Raw genomic sequence first — 21,130 nt, forward strand, 5'->3', positions numbered from 1 at the left:
CGACGTCCGGTGCGTCGTGCCGGTCGCGTTGCCTGCCTCTCAGCGCGAAGCGAATCGCGGCTTCGTGACCTTGCCGCTCCCCAGGTCGAGCACGAAGCGCATGGAAGGCCCTTCGACCAGCAACTGCAGCGCGAGCGCCGCGGCCAGCGCGTCGAAGCCGAATTGCGCGCCCTGCCAGCTCGCCACGGCGTCGCGCGCCGCAAACGATGCGATCTCCGCGGTCAAGCCACGGCCGACGGAATCGGCATGCAGCGCGAGCACATTGGCGCCGCCGTCGCGTCCTTCCAGATGCACCTGCACGCCCGGCATGGCCAGCACGCCATCGCCGAGCCGGACCTCGCCCGACAGCGCGGTGCGGCCCAACAGCAGGCGCGCCTGCGCCGTCAGCCCCGGGTCCAGGCTCTCGCGACCTTGCCGGAGCGTCGACTCCGCGAACACCTGCAGCTGCAGCTTGCCACGCTCGGAGACCCACGGGCTCAGCAACGCGCCGCGGCGCTCGAACTCCACGCCGGCCAGCGGCGCCGACGCGAACTGGTACAGGTAGCTGCGCCCGTTGGGCGCGTCGACGTACAGGCCCAGCCGGCTGATGCCCATGCGAGAGTCGGGTCCGACATGCTCGACCGTCGCATCGTTGAAGTCGATCTCGCCGTGCCGGATCGGCACCGTCACGTCGGCGTCGAACAGCAGGTGCGCGTCGGTGATCTGTGCACGCACGGTGCCTTCGGCCTGGCCGAACGGGTCAAGGCGCCATGCATCCGCGGCCGGTTCGGCAGGCTTCTGCGAAGCGTCCCAGACCTTGCGGATCTGCGACGGCAAGCTCAAAGGGCCCTGCAGCTTCCATCCCGAGAACTCCGCTTCGCGTGCCTCGACGGCAGCCAGGCGCGCCGCGCCGGCGTCGGTCCGTATCCGCGCCACCAGCTCGTGCAGGGCAATGCGGCCGATGTCCAGCACGAGCGGCCCGAACGCGAGCCGCAGTGCGGTCGCCTCGAGTTTCTGGACCCGGACCTCGATGGCGCCGTCCTGTCCGGGTTTGCATGTCACGCCCTCGAGCGCGAATCGGTTGCCAGCGGCCTTGCCGATCGCTGCGAGTTCGAAGCCGAGGGCAAGATCGATGAGCGAAGCGGCAAGCGAGACGGTCATGGCTGCGTGAGTGTCAGTGCCTCGCAACCGAAAGGCGCGAGCTGTCTCTCACGGTGTCACGCGATGTATCACGCGACGTATGCCGCGACGTATCCCGCGGCAGCTGCCCGAAGCGCTCCCTGTAGCAGGCCGCGAACCGGCTCAGGTGCGAGAACCCGCAGTTCAGCGCCACCTCCGTCACGCTCGCGCCGTCGTTGCGCGCCAGCTGCGCATGCGCCGCGTCCAGCCGCATGTTGCGCAGCACCTCGCCGGGCGACAGGTCGCGGTAGCGCCTGAACAGCAGGCCGAGCCCGCGCCGCGTCACGCCCGCGGCCTGCGCCACGTCTTCCAGCGACAAGGCGGCATCGAGCCGCTCGCGCATGAATTCTTCCGCGCGCCGCAGCTGCTGCAGGCTCGTTTGCTCCGAGCCGCGTTGCACGTCGGCGTGCCGCTGCAGCACCGAGTTCGGGTGGTGGCACAGCAGGTAGAGCATCAGGTTGTCTTCGCAGTGCGCGAGCCAGCGCGCATCGAACGAGGCGAAGCCGCTCGAGGGCAGCAGCGACGCCAGGCCGGCCACCATGCGGCACCACTGCGTGCCCGCCGCGTCGTCGAGGCGAAAGGGCATCTCGAAATCGATCTCGCCCACGGTGTCCGTGCCGCGCAGCGCGAAGGCCTGGCGCGCCACTTCCTGCAGCCGGCTGAGCTCGATCTTCAGCATCAGCTGTTCGCAGTCCGCATGCCAGCGCAGGCGCACCGGCTTGTGCGCGGAGACGATGGCGCCCTGCCCGGGGTGGATCTGCAGCGTCTGGCCGCCGGTGTGGATGTCGGCATGGCCGCGCAGCGGCATCTGCACGAGCACGAAGTTGCCGAGCGCGTCGGGCTCGATGTCGACGTCGCAGCCGTAGCGCAGGATGCACAACGACAGTGCGCTCAGCTCGGCGCGGCAGAAGATGGCGTCGACGTCGCCATGGCCCCACACGCTGCGGTGCGGCTTGAGTTCATGGGCGACGCGCGCATGGGTCTCGTCGGCCTCGCGCGAGCGAAAGACCTCGCGTCCGTACAACGGCGACAACTGCTGGCTCGACCATGCGTCCACGGACACTCCTGCGGATCAAAGTGGGGGAAGCGGACAGGAACGGATGCCTGCCGCACGCCGGAAATCTACGTCCGGCAGCCGCTTGCCGCCATGGGAGTTGCCCGGGCAGCCCCGCATTTGCAGCAAGAACCTTGCCCAGCCGATGGCCGGCAGCCACCGGCCTCAGGCAGGCGAAAGAACCGAGGCATAGACTGGCGGGGCTGCGTTCGCGCCATGGGGGCCGGATGCAATCCCTGTTCGGAACCTGGAACCCGAAACCCGGAGCTCGTCCATGCCCTTTCGCCAGACCCTTGCCGCAGCCCTCGCGGGCCTCACCGTGGCGCTCGCCGCCTGCACCACGCCGGGACCGCAGACACCGGCGATCTCGCAGGCCCGCATCGCCGAAATCGTTGCCAGCCCCGATCGCAGCGACGCCGACCGGCGCAACGACGCGCGGCGCAAGCCGCAGGAGATGCTGGCCTTCATCGGCGTGCGCCCCGGCATGGTCGCGCTCGACCTGAGCGCGGCCGGCGGCTACACCACCGAGCTGATCGCGCGCGCCACCGGAGCGAACGGCCGCGTGTACGGCCAGAGCCCGCCGCGCCCGCCGATGAGCCGCCCCGCGCAGCCCGAGGGTGCCGCGGCCCCCGCGCCGATAGGCGCCACACCCACGGCACCCACGGCACCCACAGCACCTTCCGCCGGGCCGCGCCCTTCACCCGTCGCGCTGGCCGAACGCGCCAGGAACCCGAACGCGAGCAACATCGTCGCCGTGGTCCGGCCCTTCGAAGACCCGGTGCCGCCCGAGCTCGCGGCGAACGGCCTTGACCTGGTCACGCTGATGTTCAACTACCACGACTTCGGCCACATGGGCGTGGACCGCGCCGCGGTGAACCGTGCCGTGTTCGCCGCGCTCAAGCCGGGCGGCATCTATGTCATCGCCGACCACGCGGGACGCGCGGGCACGGGCATTTCCGAATCGGGCACGCTGCACCGCATCGAGCAAGCTTTCCTGCGCGCGGAAGTCGAGCGGGCCGGGTTCAGGCAAGTGGGCGAAGGCAACTTCCTGCGCAACCCCTCGGACCCGCGCGACCGCAACACGCCCGAACCGCCGCAGCCGAAGGACGAGTTCGTGCTGAAGTTCGTCAAGCCCTGAAGACGGCTCGCCAGATGCGACCGAAAGCGCCGGCACTCCGGCGCTTTTTTATTGCCCAAAATTTAATGGTTGATCCAATGAAGCGCATCGGGCTATGATCCTTTCAGCCAACTTCGGGCGTCCCCGCCCTGCTATCGATGAATCTGGATCTGACCGCCCGCCAGGCCGAATTCCGCGACGAGGTGCGCCGCTTCGTGCACACGCGCCTGCCCGCCGACATCCGTGAGCGCCTGCGGCTAGGCCATCCGCCGCGCAAGCAGGACACCGTCACCTGGCAGCGCATCCTCAACGAGAAGGGCTGGGCCGCGCCGCACTGGCCGCGCGAGTACGGCGGCGCCGAACTGGGCCAGGCCGAGCGGCTGATCCTGCTCGACGAGCTGTTCCGCGCGAGCGCGCCGCTGCCGCAGGTGTTCAACGTGGGCATGCTCGGCCCGGTGCTGATGAAGTTCGGCACCGACGCGCAGAAGCGCCACTTCCTGCCGAAGCTGGCCAACCTCGACCTCTGGTTCTGCCAGGGCTTCTCGGAGCCGGGCTCGGGCTCCGACCTGGCCTCGCTGCGCACCGCCGCACGGCGCGAGGGCAACGACTACGTCGTCAACGGCCAGAAGATCTGGACCACCACCGCGCACCTGGCCGACTGGGTGTTCGCGCTGGTGCGCACCGACGGCGAGGGCCGCAAGCAGCACGGCATCTCGTTCCTGCTGATCGACCTGCGCACGCCCGGCATCACCATCCGCCCCATCACCTCCATCGACGGGCAGCACCACCTCAACGAGGTGTTCTTCGACGAGGTGCGCGTACCGGTCGGCAACCTCGTGGGCGAGGAAGGCCGCGGCTGGGACTGCGCCAAGTACCTGCTGATGAACGAGCGCACCGGCATCGCCAACGTGGGCCTGTGCCGCGAGCGGCTCGAATACGCGCGCGAACTGGCGGGCAGGCTCACCGAGGCCGGCCGGCCGCTGCTGGACAGCCCCAAGCTGCGCAGCGAACTCGCCATGCTCGACGCCGAAGTGCGCGCGCTGGAGGTGACCAACTGGCGCTTCCTGCTTTCGCCCGACACGGCGCAGAAGAACCCCGGCTTCGCCTCGGTGCTCAAGCTCAAGGGGACCGAGCTGCAGCAGGACATCGCGCAACTGCTGCAGCGCATCGCCGGGCCCTCGGCCATGGAGCGCCGCCCGCACGACGGCGAAGGCGCCGCGCACTGGGCCGGCCCGCTGGCCATGCGCTATTTCTACAGCCGCGCCGCCAGCATCTACGGCGGCACGAGCGAGGTGCAGAAAGACATTCTGTCCAGGACCATCCTGGGCTCCGGAGCGGCGCAGGCATGAACTTCGAACTGAACGACGAACAGCTCGCGCTGCGCGACAGCCTCGCGCGCCTGCTCGGTGATGTGTACGGCTTCGAAAAGCGCCGTTCCATTGCCGCGTCGGCCACCGGCTGGAGCCTGGCCGCGTGGCAGCAACTGGCCGCGCTGGGCCTCACCGCCCTGCCCTTGCCGCAGGCGCACGGCGGCTTTGGCGGCGGCGCGGCCGACCTGATGCCCGTGATGCAGGAACTGGGCAAGGCGCTGGTGCTGGAGCCCTTCCTGTCGTCGATCGTGCTCGGTGCCACCGCCGTGCGGCTGGCGGCCGACGAGGTGCTGCAGGTGCAGCTGCTGCCCGACGTGGCCAGCGGCGAGCTGCGGCTGGCCTGGGCGCACGACGAAGAGGCCGCGCGCCATGCGCCGCTGTGGATAGAGACGCGCGCGCGCCAGCAGGACGGCCAGTGGCTGCTCGACGGCGCCAAGTGCAACGTGCTGCACGCGCCGTCGGCCCACCGTTTCGTGGTGAGCGCGCGCACCGCGGGCGAGCCCGGCGACGCGCACGGCGTGGCGCTGTTCCATGTCGATGCGCGCGCCGCGGGCATCGCCTGCCGCGCGCACCGGCTGGTCGACGACACCCCCGCGGGCGAGCTTCGCTTCAACGCCGCCAGGGCGCAGCCGCTGGGCGATCCGCACGACGGCGCCGCCGCGCTGCGCGCGCTCGAAGGCACGCTGGCCATGGGCACGGCCGCCGTCTGCGCGGACGCGGTCGGCGCCATGGAAACGGCCTACGCGCTGGCCATCGACTACCTCGGCACGCGCCGGCAGTTCGGCCGCGCCATCGGCGAGAACCAGGCCTTGCGCCACCGCGCGGCCGAGATGCTGGTGGCGCTGGAAATGTCGCGCAGCATGGCCATGGTCGCGGCGGTGGCCGCCGACGACCTCGACGCGCCCGGCGCGCGCGCCGACCTCGCGCGCGCCAAGCTGGTGATCGGCCGGCACGCACGCGCCGTGTGCCACGCGGCGGTGCAGGTGCACGGCGGCATCGGCATGACGGAGGAATACGCGGTCGGCCACTGCCTGCGCCGCGTCACGCTCATCGACCAGCTGTTCGGCGACGTCGAGGCGCAGGCCATGCGGCTCGCGGCGATGGCATGAGCGCGTTCGAGACGATCCGCTGGGACCGCTCGGGCCCGGTGCTCACGCTGACGCTGTACCGGCCCGAGAAGATGAACGCCATGACGCGCGCGATGCGCCGCGAGTTGTGCGAGGCCATCGACCGCGCCGATGCCGACGACGCGGTGCGCGCCATCGTGGTCACCGGCGCGGGCCGCGCGTTCTGCGCGGGCTTCGACCTGTCGGAGGGCGCGGGCGCTTTCAGTGGCGCACCCGATCCCGATTCCGCTGACGAGCCGGGCCGCGATGGCGGCGGCGTGCTCGCGCTGCGGCTCTTCGCCTGCACCAAGCCGCTGATCGCCGCGGTCAACGGCGCGGCCGTGGGCATCGGGGCCTCGATGCTGCTGCCGATGGACGTGCGCATTGCCGCGAGCGACGCGCGCTTCGGGTTCGTCTTTGCGCGGCGCGGCATCGTGCCCGACGCCTGCGCGAGCTGGTTCCTGCCGCGTGTCGTGGGCATCTCGAAGGCGCTCGAATGGAGCCTGGGCGGGCACGTGTTCGATGCGGCCGAGGCTGCCGCGGGCGGCCTGGTGAGCGCGGTGTGCGAGCCCGGCGACCTGCTGGCCCGCGCGCAGGCGCTGGCACGCGGCATCGCAGAGAACGCCGCGCCGGTGTCGGTGGCGCTCACGCGGCAGCTGATGTGGCGCATGCTGGGCGAGGGCCACCCGATGGCGGCGCACCGCCTCGAGAGCACCGCGCTGGCGGCGCGCGGCACCTCGGCGGACACGGCCGAGGGCGTGGCCTCGTTCAGGCAGAAGCGGCCCGCGCGCTTTCCCGACCGGGTGAGCGACGGCATGCCGGCGTTCTACCCATGGTGGACGGAGCCCGCCTTCCGCGCCTGAAACAAGAAGCGGCATGAAAGCGCCGCCAGATCACGGAGACACGACGACATGAGCCAGGTGATCCTCGACCAGCGCAGCATGGGGCGCGATGCGCTCATGCAGCGCGCACTGCGCGCCGCGCGCGGCCTCCATGCGCTGGGCGTGCGCGAAGGCGATGCCGTCGCGCTGCTGCTGCGCAACGATTTCGCCTTCTTCGAGGCGCAGCAGGCGGCCGCCGCGCTCGGCGCCTACGCGGTGCCCGTCAACTGGCACGGCAAGCCCGAAGAGGTGCTCTACATCGTGAACGACGTGCAGCCGAAGGTGCTGGTCGCGCACGCCGACCTGCTCGCGCCGGTGCGGGAGCAGGTGCCGGCCACCACCCGGGTCATCACCGTGCCCACGCCGCCCGAGGCGAAACGCAGCTTCTCGCTGGACGACGAGGCCGTTGCGCTGCCGCCCGGCGCCACCGAATGGAACGCGTGGCTCGAGGCCTTCGCGCCGTGGGACGGCCCGCCGCTGCGCAGCCGCGCGACCATGATCTACACCTCGGGCACCACCGGCCGTGCCAAGGGCGTGAAGCGCGATGCCGCCACGCCCGAGCAGGCCGCGGCCTACGTCGAACTGCTGCGCAGCGTGTACGGCCTGCGCCAGGGCGTGCGCGCGCTGATCGGCGGACCGCTGTACCACTCGTCGCCCAATGCCTTCGCTCGGCAGGCGCTGCAGGTGGCCGACCTGCTGGTGATGCAGACCCGGTTCGACGCCGAGGCCGCGCTCGCGGCCATCGAGCGCCACCGCATCACGCACATGGTGGCGGTGCCCACCATGTTCGTGCGCATGCTCAAGCTGCCCGAGGCGGTGCGCCAGCGCCACGACCTGCGCTCGCTGCAATGGGTGACGCACACCGGCGCGCCCTGCTCTCCCGAGACCAAGCGCGCGCTCATGGACTGGTGGGGCCCGGTGGTCTACGAGACCTACGGCGGCACCGAGGTGGGCACCGCCACGCTCAGCACGCCCGAAGACTGGCTCGCCTTCCCGGGCAGCGTGGGCCGCCTGACGCCCGGCGCGCGCATGGCGCTGTACGGCGAAGACGGCCGGCCCGTGGCGCCGGGCGAGGTCGGCGAGATCTTCGTGCGCGTGCCCGCGTACGCCGACTTCACTTACCACAACCACCCCCAGAAGCGCGCCGAGGTGGAGCGCGACGGCCTCGTCAGCTGCGGCGACGTCGGCTACGTGAAGGACGAGCACCTCTACCTGTGCGACCGCCGCGCCGACATGGTGATCTCGGCGGGCGTGAACATCTACCCGGCCGAGATCGAGGCGGTGCTGCTGCAGTGCCCGGACGTGCGCGACTGCGCGGTGTTCGGCATTCCCGACGACGAGATGGGCGAGTCGCTGGCCGCGGCCGTCGAGCCGATGCCCGGCGCCACGCCCGACGCGGCGCAGCTGCGCGCCTTCCTGGAAGCGCGCATCGCCCGCTACAAGGTGCCGCGCCGCATCGACTTTCACGCGGCGCTGCCGCGCGAGGACAGCGGCAAGATCTTCAAGCGCCGGCTGCGCGACCCGTTCTGGCAGGCGGCGGGCCGGAAGATCTGAGGTGTCCGGCGTGCACGACCTCGGCCCGCGCCTGGCGAGCGCACTGCAGCGGCACGCGGGGCTGAACGGCCGCGTCGAAGAGCTGCGCCGGCTCACCGGCGGCGCGACCAAGACCACCTGGTCGTTCGACCTGCTGACCGGCGACGGGCGGCAGCCGATGATCCTGCAGCAGACGCCCGCGCGGTTGCCTTCGTCCGGACCTTCACCCGGCCCTTCATTCGGCCCTTGTGCGCCGAAGCTCGACGCCGCCGAGGACGCACGCGTGATGATCGCGGCCCGCGCGCACGGCGTGCCGGCGCCGCGGGTGGTCGCCATCCTCGACGTGCACGACGGCCTTGACCGTGGCTACGTCACCGCGCGCGTCGAAGGCGAGACGCTGGGGCGCAAGGTGGTGGGCGACCCGGCCCTTGCCGTGGCACGCGCCGCGATGGCGGCGCAGGCGGGCGCCATCCTGGCCGCGATCCACGCCACGCCGACGCAGCAGCTCCCCTTCCTGCAGCACCTGTCGCCCGCGCAGGAACTCGCGGTGTACGGCGACCTGCTCGAGCGCACCGGCTTTCGCCACCCCGCGCTCGAGTTCGCGCTGCAATGGATTCGCCGGCACCTGCCCACGGCGTGGCGCGATGCCCTCGTGCATTCGGACTTCCGCACCGGCAACCTCATCGTCGGCCCCGAAGGCATCCGTTGCGTGCTCGACTGGGAAATCGCGCGCATCGGCGACCCGATGCAGGACCTGGGCGTGCTGTGCATGAAGACCTGGCGCTTCGGCGGCGCGCCCGAGGCCGGCGGCTTCGGCGCGCGCGACGACCTGTACGCGGCCTACGAACGCGCCAGCGGCGTGCCGGTCGACCCGGCGCGCGTGCGCTTCTGGGAGGCCTTCTCCAACCTGAAGTGGGCCATCGGCTGCGTGCGGCGCGGGCTCTCGGTGCGCGGCGACGGCAGCCCGGCCAGCGTGGAGCTGTGCGCCGTGGGGCGGCGCATGGAAGAGCCGCTGTGGGACTTCTTCCAATTGATCGAGGGCTGAGCCATGCCGACCTCCGTGCCACCCGCCGCCACCCTGCTGCAGGCCGCCGCGCGTTACCTCGAAGACGAACTGCTGCCCACGCTCGACGGCTACCACCGGTTCCAGGCACGCGTGACGGTGAACGTGCTGCGCATCGTCGAGCGCGAGCTGCGGTCGGCCGCGCCGCCGAACGGCGCCGGCGCCGGCGCGGCCGAGCTCGCCTTGGCCGAAGCGATCCGCAGCGGCCTGCTTCCCATCGACTCGCCCGGCCTGGCCGCGCAGCTGCGCGCGGACCTGGCCCAGGCGCTGGCCCTCAACAACCCCAAGTGGACGAACCCCGAAAGCCCTGCCCCATGAACTTCACCGAAGAACAGACCGCCTTTCGCGACGGCGTGCGCCGCATGGTCGAGCGCCACGTGGCGCCCATTGCCGCCGAGATCGACGAGAACGACCGCTTTCCCGAAGAGCTCATTCCCATCTACGGCGACATGGGCCTGCTGCAGCTGTGGGTGCCCGAGGCCTACGGCGGCCCGGGCGCGAACCTCACGATGGTGTGCATCGCGCGCGAGGAGATCTCGCGCGTGTCGGAGTCGTGCGCGCTGATGGCGGGCATGAACACCATGTTCGCGCTGCCGATCATGCATTTCGGCACCGAGGAACAGAAGAACCGCTTCCTGCCGCTGCTGGCCGAAGGCCGCACCGTCACGGCCATTGCCATCTCGGAGCCCGACTGCGGCAGCGACGTGGGCGGCATGCGCACGCGCGCCGTGCGCGACGGCGACAGCTACCTGCTCACGGGCCAGAAGCAGTGGTGCACCTTCGGCAGCCGCGCCGACCACATCCTGGTGTTCGCCAAGACCGGCGAGCGCGGCGGGGCCGACGACATCAGCCCCTTCATCGTCGACGTGAAGGCCAGCAAGGGCCTCACCTTCGGGCGCAACGAACGCAAGATGGGCATGAAGGGCACGATCAACGTGCCCGTCTACCTCGACAACGTGCGCGTGCCCGCCGAAAACCGCCTGGGCGAGGAAGGCAAGGGCTTCCGCTCGGCGATGCGCGCGCTCGACCTCAACCGCCCGGCCATCGCGGCGGCGTCGGTGGGCCTGGCGCAGGGCGCGCTCGACGCGGCGCTGGCCTATGCCAAGCAGCGCAAGCAGTTCAAGCGCGCGATCATCGAGTTCCAGGGCATCCAGTTCATGCTGGCCGACATGGCCATGCAGATCGAGGCCGCGCGCTGCCTGGTGTACGAAACCGCGCGCCTGGCCGACGCCGGCGACTGGCAGCAGCTGCCCAAGTTCGCGAGCATGGCCAAGTGCTTCGCGAGCGACGTGGCCATGAAGGTGACGACCGACGCCGTGCAGGTGTTCGGCGGCTACGGCTACGTGCGCGACTATCCGGTGGAGAAGATGATGCGCGACGCCAAGCTCAACCAGATCTTCGAGGGCACCAACCAGATCCAGCGCGTGGTGATCGCGCGCGAGCTCATGCGCTGAGCTCGGACCGGTTGGCAGGGCCTATTCGAACTTCACGTTGTGCTCGCGCACTGTGGCGCCGAACGCGTCGTACTGCGCGCGAAAGAATGCGCCGAACTTCTCCGGGCTCATGCCGTAGCCCTCGAAACCCTGCTGGCCCAGCTGCTCTCGCACGTCCGGCCGCCTGAGCGTGTTCTGCAGCTCCAGCGACAGCTTCTGCGTGATGGCCGGCGGCAGGCCGGGCGGTCCGAAGAAGCCGGCCCACGGCGTGATGGTGAGCTTGCCCAGGCCCAGCTCGCCGCCCGTCGGCACGTCGGGCAGCAGGGCGCTGCGCTGCGGCAGCAGTGCCACCAGCGCGCGGATGCGCCCTTCCTTCACGAAGCCCGGCGCCAGCGTGCCGGTGGTGAACATCATGTGGATCTGCCCGCCCAGCAGGTCGGTCATGGCCTGCATGTCGCCCTTGTAGCGCGCGTTGACCACCTTGCGCTCGCCCAGCAGCTGCAGCATGGCGAGTTCCGACGCGCTGTTGCTCGAGGCCGAGTTGAGCGCGCCGGGCTTCGACGCCACCAGCGCGAGCAGCTCGCCCACGCTTTTGACCGGCAGGTTCGACGGCACCACGAGGAACATCGAGAACTGCCCGGCCGAGCTGATGGGCGTGAAGGCCTTGAACGGGTCGTACGGCGGCGTGGGCCGCATCGTGGGCGCGGCCACCATCGCGGTGTTGGTGCCCATGAGCAGCGTGTAGCCGTCGGGCCTGGCCGACGAGGTGGCCTGCGCCGCCAGCACGCCGTCGGCGCCGGGCCGGTTCTCCACGATCACCTGCTGGCCGAGCTGCTTGGCCAGCCCCTCCGCGATGATGCGCGTGAGCACGTCGGCACCGCCGCCGGGCGCGAAGCCGACGATCAGCCTCAGCGGCTTCTGCGGGTAGGCCTCGTCGGCCAGCGCGGCGGCCGCCGGCAGGCCGCACAGCGCGGCGGCGCCGCCCCACAGGGCCGCCGCAGTCAGGGTTCTGCGTTGCATGGTGTTCTCCTTTGGAGCAGGTTCAGAAGGCGTGCCGCACGCCGAACTCCCAGCCCGACGAACGCTGCCCGGCCGCGGGCGCCACGCCGCCGCTGACGACGTAGCGCGCCTGGCCGCTGTTCATGAGCCGCGCGTAGGTGCCGTACAGCGCGGTGCGCTTCGAGAGGTTGTGCACGTAGCCGATGCCGAACTGGCGCGCGTCGTCCCGGTTGCGCGGCATGCCGTCGGCGTTGCGCACGCTGTCGTCGCTGCGGTCGTTCAGGTAGGCGTAGCTGATGCGGATGCGCCCGACCTCGAAGGCCGGAATGTGCGCGCCGATCTCCGCGGTGTTCTTGCGCACGGTGCCGGCCAGGACCTCCACGCGCACCATGTTGTAGAGCGCGAAGAACTTCGCGAAGCCCGCGTCCCACGAGCCGCCGATGTTGGCGTGCGAGTACTTGCCGATGGCCGCGCCCGCGTTGTAGTGCGTGCGCGTGAACGCCGCCGCGATGTCGAACGCGCCCGACGCGAAGCCGATGCGCGCGCCCGCGAAGTTGCCGTCGTCGCGGTTCGCGGCGGTCGAGTCGTTCTCGCCGGTGCCGGCCATCGCCATGCCGTAGAGGCCGCCCAGGTTGGCCGGCAGCCAGTAGCTCACGGTGTTGCTGCCCGTGATGCCCGTGGGCAGCGGCCCGGTGCCCGCGGCCGCGAAGGTGAGGTTGCCCGCGCGCGCCACGCCGTTGGCGTTGAAGGGGTCGAAGTAGATGCTGTTGTAGTGCGTGGGAATGAAGTCGTGACCCAGCCGCAGCTCGCCCAGCCTGTCGTGCGAGAGGCTCACGAAGGACATGCGGTCGAAGGTGATCGGGCCGGCCGTGCCCGCGCCGCTGGTCTGGTTGTTGGAGTTGCTGGCGCGGCCGCCGCCGGTGTCGGGGTTCAGGCTGCCCTCGAGCCAGAAGCCCGCGCGCAGGCCGCCGCCCAGGTCTTCGGTGCCGCGAAAGCCCAGGCGGCTGGTCGACAGCCCGCCGTTCGACAGCGCCTTGACCGAGCCCACGCCGGCGCCGTGGGTGTACTGGATGCCCAGGTCCACCACGCCGAACATCGTGACGCTGGACTGGGCGTGCGCCGCCCCGCCCGCAAGACTCGCAAGGCCGGTGAGGCCCGCCAGACCGACCGCCGGCCACATGCATTGCTTTTTCATTTTTTCTCTGTCTCCTGCTTCTTTTCTTGGTTGAACAACTCGGCACGCGCGCAGGGCTGCGCCACCCGGGGCGCACGGGCATGCGCGCCGGGGTGGTCTCAGCCTGGGGAAAGGGGTGGGTCTAGCTCGCGGGCTCGCGGCGCTCCGCACGCACCAGCACCGCGCCCTGCGAAAGCGAGCCGACGTTGCGCCGGTACTGCTGCAGCCAGCCGGTGTCGTTCGCCGGCGGCGGCGCCTGCCAGTCGGCGCGGCGGGCCTGCAGCTCGGTGTCGGTCAGCGCGACGTCGAGCCGACGCGCATCGAGGTCGATGGTGATCACATCGCCGTCGCGCAGCAGGCCCAGCGGGCCGCCCAGCGCCGCCTCGGGCGACACCTCGGCCACCACGAGGCCCTTGCAGACCAGGCCCGAGAGGTGGCCGTCGGTGAGCAGCGCCACGTCGTCGCCGAGCCCCGCGCCGTCGACCGCGAACACCACGCGCGACGCCCCGCCGCCCATCGCGGGGCCGCCGCAGGCGCCGGCCCCGCGCATCACGATCACCTGGCCGGGCACGATCTCGCCCTGCTTCAGCGCGGTGATCGCGGCGTCGGCGCTCCAGAAGCACACGGCTGGGCCGGTGAAGCATCGCACCTTGCGCTCGGCGATGCCGGTCTTGATGAGGCCCGACTCTGGCGCGAGGTTGCCGCGCAGCAGCACGATGGCGGGCAGCGGCGCCACGGGGCGCTCGATGGGGCGTATCACCTCGGCATCGGCCACGCCGAAGCCTTGCAGGTTGTCGGCCACGATAGCGCCGGTGACGGTGCGCGCACCGGTGTCCAGCAGCGGCGCGAGCTGCTTCATGAGCGCGCGGCAGCCGCCCGCCGCCTCGAAGGCTTCGATCGAATGCGCGCCGATGGGCCGCACGCCGGCCAGCACCGGCGTGGTGGGGCCGAGGTTTTCGAAGAGCCCGTACACGTCGACGCCGCACTGCGCTTCGGTGGCCACCGCCTGCAGGTGCTTGGCGGTGTTGAGCGAGCCGCCGATGGCCAGCACCGCGCGCACCGCGTTGGCGAAAGCGCCGGGCGAGAGGATGTCGCGCGGCTTCAGGTCGTCCCACACCATCTGCACGATGCGCGTGCCGGCGGCGCGCACGTCGGCCATCATCTTCTCGCTGAGCGCGGCCACCGGCGCGCTGCCTGGCAGCGCCATGCCGAGCGCCTCGCACACGATGTGCATCGAGTTGGCCGTGCCCAGGCCCGAGCACACGCCGGGGCCGCGGATGGCCTCGCGGCTCATGCCCACGAGCTCTTCCACCGGCAGGTTGCCGGTGACGGCGTGCATCGCGCCGATGAACACCTCCTCGATGTCCATGTGGTGGCCGCGGTACTCGCCGCTGGGCTGGTAGCCGCAGGGCACCAGCAGCGTGGGAATGTTCAGCCGCGCGGCCGCCATGAGCTGGCCCGGCACGGTCTTGTCGCACGAGGTGAGGCACACCATGCCGTCGAGCTGCGCGCCTTCGACGGCCACTTCGATGTCGTTGGTCACCAGGTCGCGCGCGGCCAGCATGTAGGCGCCGCGCGCGCCGGCGCCGGTGATGAAGTCGCTGGGCGCGGCCGTGCGGATCTCGAAGGGCACGCCGCCCGCCGCGCGAATGGCGGCCTTCACCTCCACCGCCACGCGGTCGAGGTGGCTGAAGCACGCCGCCAGCTCGGACGAGCTGTTGACGATCGCGATCTTCGGCTTCTCGCAGTCCTCCTCGGGAATGCCGAGCGCGCGCCAGTGCGCGTTGCGCACCGACCAGAGGTAGGAGCCGCGCGGAAAGTTGCTGCGCAGGGGACGGGTCATGGCGTGCCTCTTTTTTTCTTGGTGATCTCGATCACGCCGCGGTCGGCGTCCACGCGCACCCAGTCGCCGGTCTCGATGCAGGCGAGCGGATCGCGCTCGAAGTCGGTCATGGCGGGCGAATGCGTGACCACCGCGCCCAGCGCCATCTTGGTGGTCATCTCGTTGAAGAGAAACGCGGCGGGCGCCACGTTCATGAGCCGCGTCATGTGGAACATGGCGGACCAGCCCGACGAACCCTTGGCGCCGGGGAACACCAGCACCTTGCCCGCGAAGCTCCGGCCGCGCAGCTCGTGCCGCGTCTCGATGACGGTGCCGGTGCGCGGGTCGATGCCGCCCCAGCCCGAGATGCGGTCGCGCGTGACCAGCGCCTCGCCCTCGGCCACGCCGCCCACGACCTTGCGCCCGTGAATGACGATGACCTGTTCGTTCAAGACGGCCGTGCTCATGCGTAGCCCCCGTTCCAGCGCCCGGTACAGGCAGCGTCGATGCATTCGGCGGTGCTGCCGAACCAGGCCTGCACGCCGAGGATGGCGGGCAGGTAGTGGGCCTGCTTGGCCGAGTCGAGCGCCACGGTCTTCGTGCCCTTGGGCACGGCGCGGCTCATGGCGGAGCAGCTGTCGCTCATGAGGATGCCGCCCGCGTCCTCGATGATCTTCGTGTAGCCGTTGCGGTCGGCCAGCGACTTGATGGCGCGCGGCGTGAAGATCCACAGCTCGCAATCGGGGTGCACCTTGCGGCCCTCCATGAGCTGCGCGGCCTCCCAGATCTGCTCGATGGTGTAGTGCGGGCAGCCGAGCATCACGTACTGCACCTCGGCGTCCTTGCCGGTCACGTTGATCTTCTCGTAGGTGGCGCGCCGCTCGGCCTCGCCGTAGCGCAGCACCTCGACCGGCGCCCTTCCACCCAGCGCCTGCTCGAGCGTCAGCGCCTCGGGCGTGACGCCGGCAATGTGGTACATCTCCACGCCGCCCGAAGACGAAGCCGCCGCGCCGAAGTGCTTGAGCCGCGGCAGGTTGGGCACGCGCCCGATGCCGCGCCTGCTGTGCACCACCGGCACGCGCTCCTGCACGTGCTCGCCGATGTAGTAGCCCAGCAGGCCCCAGTCCTGCACCGACTCGACCTCGATGTCGAGCTCGACCACGTGCGTGGCACGCCGGTTGTCGTCGAGGTGGTAGCCCCAGTACGGAATGCGCCCGGTGAGCATGGCCGCGCCGGTGCTCTCGCGGCCTTCGGTGTTGGTGCGCGCGCCCAGCACCGAGTTGCAATACACCACGGCCGACGATTCCATCCATGCGCAGTGCTCGCCGCGCGTGGGAATGTTGCCGACCTGGTAGGGCGTGCAGGTGTTCATGATCTGCGCGCCCAGGCCCGCGGCATGCCGCTCGCTGCGGTTGTAGAACTGCACGATCTCCTCGCTCACGCCCATGCGCTCGGGCTGGCCGGGGTCGAAGCCCAGCTGCAGGTGGCTGGTGAAGACCTTGAACTTGGGGATCTCGACCGTCTCCTGGCTGTCGAGGCTGAATTCGGAGAACACCGCGTCCATGCCGCCGCCCTTGGCGAGCGCGAAGTCGCGCTGGAAGGGCGTGGTCGAGGTGATGGTGGCGCAGACGTTGCGCGTTTCCACCAGCCGCTCGGCGCCCAGTGCATCGCCGTAGCGCATCAGCAGGTCCATCGCCTTCTGCACGGCCGGCCCGTCCCGGCCGTCCCGCATGGCTTTTTCTTCATCGCTCAGGTGCATGGCCTGTGTCTCCGTTCTTCTGTGGTCGTGGGGGAAGCCCCCCGGCCGGGCCTGCTAGCCCGGCGGGGGTGTCGGTGTCGGTGTCGGTGTAGGAACGTGCCCGCCGATGTCGCGCGCGATGCTCAGCGCGATGTCGTGCAGGCGCGGCGCGAGTTCGTTGCGCAGCCGCTCTTCGGTGAAGACGAACGCGGCGCCGCCGCCGTTGAGCGCCATCACTTCGCCGTCGGGCCCGATCAGCGGCACCGACACGGAATTGATCTCGCGGTGGAACTCGCCCAGCGACAGGCAGTAGCCCAGCCGGCGCGACTCGCCGATGGCGCGGTTCATGGCCGGCGCAATGCTGTCCCACTCGGGCCCGCGCAGCAGGCGCATGGAATCGATCAGCTGGTTGCGCTGCGCCTCGGGCAGCGCCGAGAGGTACGAGCGGCCGAGCGCCGAGTTGGCCAGCGGCGCGCGCGAGCCCACGTCGAGCCGGGCCGAGAGCATCGACGAGCGCGGCCGGCAGGCCTCGATCAGCACCATTTCCATGCCGTCGCGCACCGCCAGGTAGACCGAGGCGCCCACCTCTTCGGCCATCGCCTGCATGCTGGGCCGCGCGGCGGCGCGCACGTCGAGGCTGCCGAGGAACACGCGCGACAGCGACACCACGCCCGGCCCGAGCATGAAGCGGTCGGCCGCCTGCGCGGGCTTGAGCATGCCCTGCGAGAGCAGCGTGGCGACCAGCCGGTTGACGGTGGGGCGCGGAATGCCGGTGATGCGCGCCACGTCGGCGTGGCCCAGCACCGGGCGCTCTTCGCTGAAGCAGCGCAGCACCGAGATGCCGCGCTCCAGCGCGCTCACGGTGTCGGAGCGTTCGCCGCGCGTTTCAACCGGCTCGGCCGGTTCGGCGGCGGAATGGGAGGTGTCGTTTTTTTCAGTGGACATGGGAGGACCCTTCACAAGACTCTCCAATGTAGAGGCTTGCGCAGGGTGGTCTGCCGGGGTCATGGCAAAGGCTCGGGCCGGCGTTCAGGCGCCGGCTTCGGCGGTGGCCAGCGCGGCGGCGCCCTGCGCCGCGCCGGTGCGCAGGTACACGCCCTGCGCCAGCAGCTCGGACTGCAGCGCGCCCACGTCGATGAAGCGCGGCGCAATGCCGCCGCGCGAGGCCAGCGCCGCCGCCACGCCCGCGGCCTGGCCGGTGATCCAGCACTGCGGAATCTCGCGCATGAAGCCGTGCGAGTTGCGGTCGCACGAGATGTGGCGCCCGCAGGCCAGCAGGCCGTCGAGCTGCTGCGGCACCAGCGCACCGTAGGGAATGGAGATGTTCGGGAACTTGGGCGACACCGCCGGCGACACGCCGATCTCGTCCGCCAGCGGCACGCCGTCGGGCCACTGGCTGCGCAGCACGGCGCCCACGCCGGTCAGGCGCCTTGCGTGGCGCACGCCGATCTGCGGCGCGCTGAGCATCAGGTACGCATCTTCGAAGCCGGGCGCATGCGCGCGAAAGTAGTCCAGGTGCGCGGCCATGGCGCGGTGCGAGCGCACTTCCACCGCGGTGAGGTCGTCCACGTCGAGCGCCGAGTAGCCCGACTGGCGCGGCCCCATGAACAGCGCCACGTCGTTGCGCCACGAAACGAAGGGCCGCTCGAACAGGCCGCAGGCCTCGCGCCCGCGCGCCATGAAGTTCGTGAAGGCCTCGGGCTGGCCGGCCTTGAATTCGATCCAGCGGTTCATGTCGACGCCGCCGAACAGCCACGAGGTGTTCATGCAGTGGTGCACATCGGCCTCTTCGATGTCGTTCACGTAGGCGGCGCCGGCGCGGGCGAACAGGTCGCCGTCGCCGGTGGCGTCGACCACCACGTCGGCCATGATGGCCATGCGGCCTTCCTTGCTCTCGAACACCACGCCCTTCACGGCGCCGTCCTGCACGATGGGAATGGCGGCCCACGAGTGGTAGATGAGCTTGACCTTGCGCTCCAGCACGATCTCCTGCGACAGCAGCTTCAGGCGCTCGGGGTCGATGGTGGGCGACCACGTGACCACGCCGTGGTACGCCGCCGTGCGCTGCGACCAGTGCGCGGCCTTGGCCGCGTCCTGCGAGCCCCAGTCTTCGCGCACCGGGCCGGCAATGGCGTCGGCCGGCAGGCGGTCGAACAGCTCTTCGGCGAAACCGCGAATGACCAGCTCGCCCTGCCAGTCGGTCATGCGGTCGATCCAGATGACCAGGCCGCCGGTCGACAGGCCGCCCAGGTGGTTGTAGCGTTCCAGCAGCGCCACGTCGGCACCCGCGCGGGCCGCGGCCGCCGCGGCGGCGGTGCCCGACGGGCCGCCGCCGACCACCAGCACGCCGCAGCGGTGGTACACGGGAATGTCCTTGCCGGGCTCGGCCCAGCTGCCGTGGTCAGGGCGCTTGACGCGGCTGTCGCGGTCGAAGATGTCGGAAGACAGGATGCGCTCGTCGGTGCGGACGACAGTTTTCATGAATGCGTTCTCGGCTTGGCTTGTTTCGTCTTATTTTGATTTCACTTTCCATTTTGTCAAACTCAAAAGGTATATCTCTGGGGTATTCCCTAGTGAATATGGCTTTTTATGGTTTTCAAGATCAATATAAGAAAAGAAATTCCAAACGGAGACATCGATGAAGAAACTTCACGGCACCCGCCGTGCCTTTGGCTCGGCCCTGGGCGCCGCGGCCTTCCTGGGCCTGGCGCCGCTGGCCTTGGCGCAGGACTTTCCGGCGCGCGGCAAGCCGATCCGCATCGTCGTGGGCTTCACCGCCGGCGGTGGCACCGACGCGCAGGCGCGCATCGTGGCGCAGAAGCTCGGCGAGGTGCTGCACACCAGCGTGATCGTCGACAACAAGCCCGGCGCCAGCACCATGCTGGCGGCCAACGAGGTCTCGCGCGCGCTGCCCGACGGCTACACGCTGCTGTACGCGCCGTCGTCGACCATGGCGCAGAACCCGCACACCTTCAGCCAGGTGCCGTACGACCCGTTCAAGGACTTCACCGCCATCTCGATGGGCGGGCGCGGGCCGCTGGTGCTGTCGCTGAGCACCACCGTGCCGGTGAACAACGTGAAGGAACTGGTGGCCTACGTGAAGGCCAACCCGGGCAAGGTGAGCTACGCCTCTTTCGGCGCGGGCACCTCGTCGCACATCTACGGCGAGGCCTTCGTGAAGAAGACTGGCATCGACGCGGTGCACATCCCGTACAAGGGCGGCTCCGACGCGGCCAAGGACCTGATCGGCGGGCGGGTGCAGTACATGTTCGACTCGGCCTCGTCGGCCGTCATCACCTCGGCCACGGGCAAGGTGAAGATCCTGGCGGTGGCGGCCAACGCGCGCGTGGCCGCACTGCCCGACGTGCCCACCTTCGCCGAGCAGGGCTACGCCGGGCTCGACCTGCCGAGCTGGCTGGGCTTCTACGGGCCGGCGCGCATGCCTGCGCCCGTGCTCGAGAAGCTCAACACCGCGCTCACCAAGGTGCTGGCGATGCCGCAGGTGCGCGAGTTCTACCGCAGCGGCGGCTACGAAGCCGGCGCCACCACGCCCGAGGAGTTCGCGAGCATCACGCGCGCCACCTACGAGCAATGGGGCGCGATGGTGCAGCAGGTCGGGCTGGCCAAGCAATGAGCGGCCTGCAGGCCATGCTCCGTCGCCGCCGGTTCACCGCCGGGGTCTCGCTGGGTGCGCTCGCTGCGGTCCTGGCGCCGATGTGGCCGCTGACCGCCCGCGCCGCCGCGCCCTTCCCCGACAGGAACCGCACGCTGCGCATCGTGCTCGGCCTGGCGGCGGGCGGCGCGTCGGATTCGCAGGCGCGCTTTGTCGCCCACAAGCTCGGCGAGGTGCTGCAGATCCCGGTGATCGTGGAGAACCGGCCGGGCGCGAGCTTCATCCTCGCGACCGAGGAAGTGATCCGCGCCGCGCCCGACGGCTACACCCTCATGTACGCGCCCTCTTCCGTGGTGGCGCAGAACCCGCAGACGCTGGCGCAGGTGCGCTACGACCCGTTCAAGGACCTGACGCCCATCTCGCTCGGCGCGCGCGGACCGCTGGTGCTGACCGTGCACACGAGCGTGCCGGCGCGCACGGTGCAGGAGCTGGTGGCGTACATCAAGGCCAACCCGGGAAAGATGAGCTATGCCTCCTTCGGCACCGGCACCTCGTCGCACATCTACGGCGAGGCCTTCGCGCGGCAGGCCGGGCTCGACGTGGTGCACGTGCCCTACAAGGGCGGTGCCGACGCCGCGAAGGACTTTCTCGCCGGCCGCGTGCAGTACTACTTCGACGCGGCGCCCAACGCCATCCAGAACACGGCCACCGGCAAGGTCCGCATGCTGGCGGTGGCCGCGCCCCGGCGCAGCCCGATGCTGCCCGACGTGCCGACCATGGGCGAACAGGGCGTGAGCGGCGTGGACATGCCGAGCTGGCTGGGCTTCTACGGGCCGGCGCGCATGCCGGCACCGGTGGTCGAGAAGCTCAACGCCGCGCTGGCGCAGGTGCTGGCCATGCCGGCCACGCGTGACTTCTTCCGCCAGGGCGCGTACGAGGCCGAGTCGTCCAGCCCCGCGACACTGGCCGCGCTGACGCGCGCGACCTACGACCAGTGGGGCGACATCATCCGCAAGCTGGGGCTGGTGAGGCAGCCCCAGTAGACATCAGCAGGCAGCGGCAACGCCGG

19 protein-coding genes are annotated in these 21,130 nt (G+C 70.6%); 10 read left to right on the top strand and 9 right to left on the bottom strand.

From position 1 onward, the window contains the following. Positions 1-39: 39 nt before the first annotated feature. Together BM013_RS27080 and BM013_RS27085 are read right to left on the bottom strand one after the other, a co-directional pair. Positions 40-1,140 (bottom strand): hypothetical protein, encoded by a 1,101-nt coding sequence (locus BM013_RS27080; RefSeq protein WP_093130817.1) that lies wholly within the window; start codon positions 1,138-1,140, stop codon positions 40-42. 13 nt (positions 1,141-1,153) lie between these two features. Then, entirely contained in the window at positions 1,154-2,215 is a 1,062-nt protein-coding gene (locus BM013_RS27085; RefSeq protein WP_093130819.1) for an AraC family transcriptional regulator, read from the bottom strand. Positions 2,216-2,486: 271 nt separating this feature from the next. Here BM013_RS27085 and BM013_RS27090 point away from each other — a divergent pair, with 271 nt between their 5' ends. The 8 genes from BM013_RS27090 (at position 2,487) to BM013_RS27125 (ending at position 10,736) form a co-directional block, all read left to right on the top strand. Continuing rightward, entirely contained in the window at positions 2,487-3,350 is an 864-nt protein-coding gene (locus BM013_RS27090) for a class I SAM-dependent methyltransferase (protein WP_093130821.1), read from the top strand. Positions 3,351-3,487: 137 nt separating this feature from the next. Then, positions 3,488-4,678, top strand: coding sequence for an acyl-CoA dehydrogenase family protein (locus BM013_RS27095; protein ID WP_093130823.1), 1,191 nt, complete (start codon positions 3,488-3,490; stop codon positions 4,676-4,678). Beyond that, entirely contained in the window at positions 4,675-5,808 is a 1,134-nt protein-coding gene (locus BM013_RS27100; protein ID WP_093130825.1) for an acyl-CoA dehydrogenase family protein, read from the top strand. The genes BM013_RS27095 and BM013_RS27100 overlap by 4 nt, the downstream gene beginning before the upstream one ends. Further along, on the top strand, positions 5,805-6,668 hold the full coding sequence (locus tag BM013_RS27105) for an enoyl-CoA hydratase-related protein (RefSeq protein WP_093130827.1): 864 nt from the start codon (positions 5,805-5,807) through the stop codon (positions 6,666-6,668). The genes BM013_RS27100 and BM013_RS27105 overlap by 4 nt, the downstream gene beginning before the upstream one ends. A 48-nt stretch (positions 6,669-6,716) precedes the next feature. Then, positions 6,717-8,240 (top strand): acyl-CoA synthetase, encoded by a 1,524-nt coding sequence (locus BM013_RS27110; protein WP_093130829.1) that lies wholly within the window; start codon positions 6,717-6,719, stop codon positions 8,238-8,240. Between the two features lies 1 nt (position 8,241). Then, positions 8,242-9,264 (top strand): phosphotransferase family protein, encoded by a 1,023-nt coding sequence (locus BM013_RS27115; protein WP_256221710.1) that lies wholly within the window; start codon positions 8,242-8,244, stop codon positions 9,262-9,264. A gap of 3 nt (positions 9,265-9,267) precedes the next feature. Next, positions 9,268-9,600: a DUF6285 domain-containing protein gene (locus BM013_RS27120; RefSeq protein ID WP_093130831.1), complete on the top strand. Its 333-nt coding sequence runs from the start codon at positions 9,268-9,270 to the stop codon at positions 9,598-9,600. Continuing rightward, on the top strand, positions 9,597-10,736 hold the full coding sequence (locus BM013_RS27125; protein ID WP_093130833.1) for an acyl-CoA dehydrogenase family protein: 1,140 nt from the start codon (positions 9,597-9,599) through the stop codon (positions 10,734-10,736). Before BM013_RS27120 ends, BM013_RS27125 begins: the two co-directional genes overlap by 4 nt. A 21-nt stretch (positions 10,737-10,757) precedes the next feature. Here BM013_RS27125 and BM013_RS27130 read toward each other — a convergent pair whose 3' ends face one another. From BM013_RS27130 to BM013_RS27160, 7 genes are all read right to left on the bottom strand, one after another. Continuing rightward, entirely contained in the window at positions 10,758-11,735 is a 978-nt protein-coding gene (locus BM013_RS27130; RefSeq protein ID WP_093130835.1) for a Bug family tripartite tricarboxylate transporter substrate binding protein, read from the bottom strand. A gap of 22 nt (positions 11,736-11,757) precedes the next feature. Then, a complete protein-coding gene (locus BM013_RS27135; RefSeq protein WP_093130837.1) occupies positions 11,758-12,909 on the bottom strand; it encodes a porin in 1,152 nt (383 codons plus the stop codon). Between the two features lie 121 nt (positions 12,910-13,030). Beyond that, on the bottom strand, positions 13,031-14,731 hold the full coding sequence (locus tag BM013_RS27140) for a dihydroxy-acid dehydratase (RefSeq protein ID WP_093130839.1): 1,701 nt from the start codon (positions 14,729-14,731) through the stop codon (positions 13,031-13,033). Next, a complete protein-coding gene (locus BM013_RS27145; protein ID WP_093130841.1) occupies positions 14,728-15,177 on the bottom strand; it encodes an aconitase X swivel domain-containing protein in 450 nt (149 codons plus the stop codon). Before BM013_RS27145 ends, BM013_RS27140 begins: the two co-directional genes overlap by 4 nt. Further along, entirely contained in the window at positions 15,174-16,469 is a 1,296-nt protein-coding gene (locus BM013_RS27150) for an aconitase X (RefSeq protein WP_093130842.1), read from the bottom strand. The genes BM013_RS27145 and BM013_RS27150 overlap by 4 nt, the downstream gene beginning before the upstream one ends. A 54-nt stretch (positions 16,470-16,523) precedes the next feature. Then, positions 16,524-17,393 (bottom strand): IclR family transcriptional regulator, encoded by an 870-nt coding sequence (locus BM013_RS27155; protein WP_093130844.1) that lies wholly within the window; start codon positions 17,391-17,393, stop codon positions 16,524-16,526. Positions 17,394-17,477: 84 nt separating this feature from the next. Further along, the gene (locus BM013_RS27160) at positions 17,478-18,929 is read right to left on the bottom strand and encodes an FAD-dependent oxidoreductase (protein ID WP_093130846.1); all 1,452 of its coding nucleotides are present in this window, start codon (positions 18,927-18,929) and stop codon (positions 17,478-17,480) included. Positions 18,930-19,086: 157 nt separating this feature from the next. Here BM013_RS27160 and BM013_RS27165 point away from each other — a divergent pair, with 157 nt between their 5' ends. Together BM013_RS27165 and BM013_RS27170 are read left to right on the top strand one after the other, a co-directional pair. Beyond that, positions 19,087-20,082: a Bug family tripartite tricarboxylate transporter substrate binding protein gene (locus BM013_RS27165; RefSeq protein ID WP_093130848.1), complete on the top strand. Its 996-nt coding sequence runs from the start codon at positions 19,087-19,089 to the stop codon at positions 20,080-20,082. Continuing rightward, positions 20,079-21,104: a Bug family tripartite tricarboxylate transporter substrate binding protein gene (locus tag BM013_RS27170; protein WP_093130850.1), complete on the top strand. Its 1,026-nt coding sequence runs from the start codon at positions 20,079-20,081 to the stop codon at positions 21,102-21,104. The genes BM013_RS27165 and BM013_RS27170 overlap by 4 nt, the downstream gene beginning before the upstream one ends. Positions 21,105-21,130 lie beyond the last annotated feature (26 nt).

Source organism: Variovorax sp. OK605, from assembly GCF_900115445.1.
Taxonomy (GTDB): domain Bacteria; phylum Pseudomonadota; class Gammaproteobacteria; order Burkholderiales; family Burkholderiaceae_C; genus Variovorax.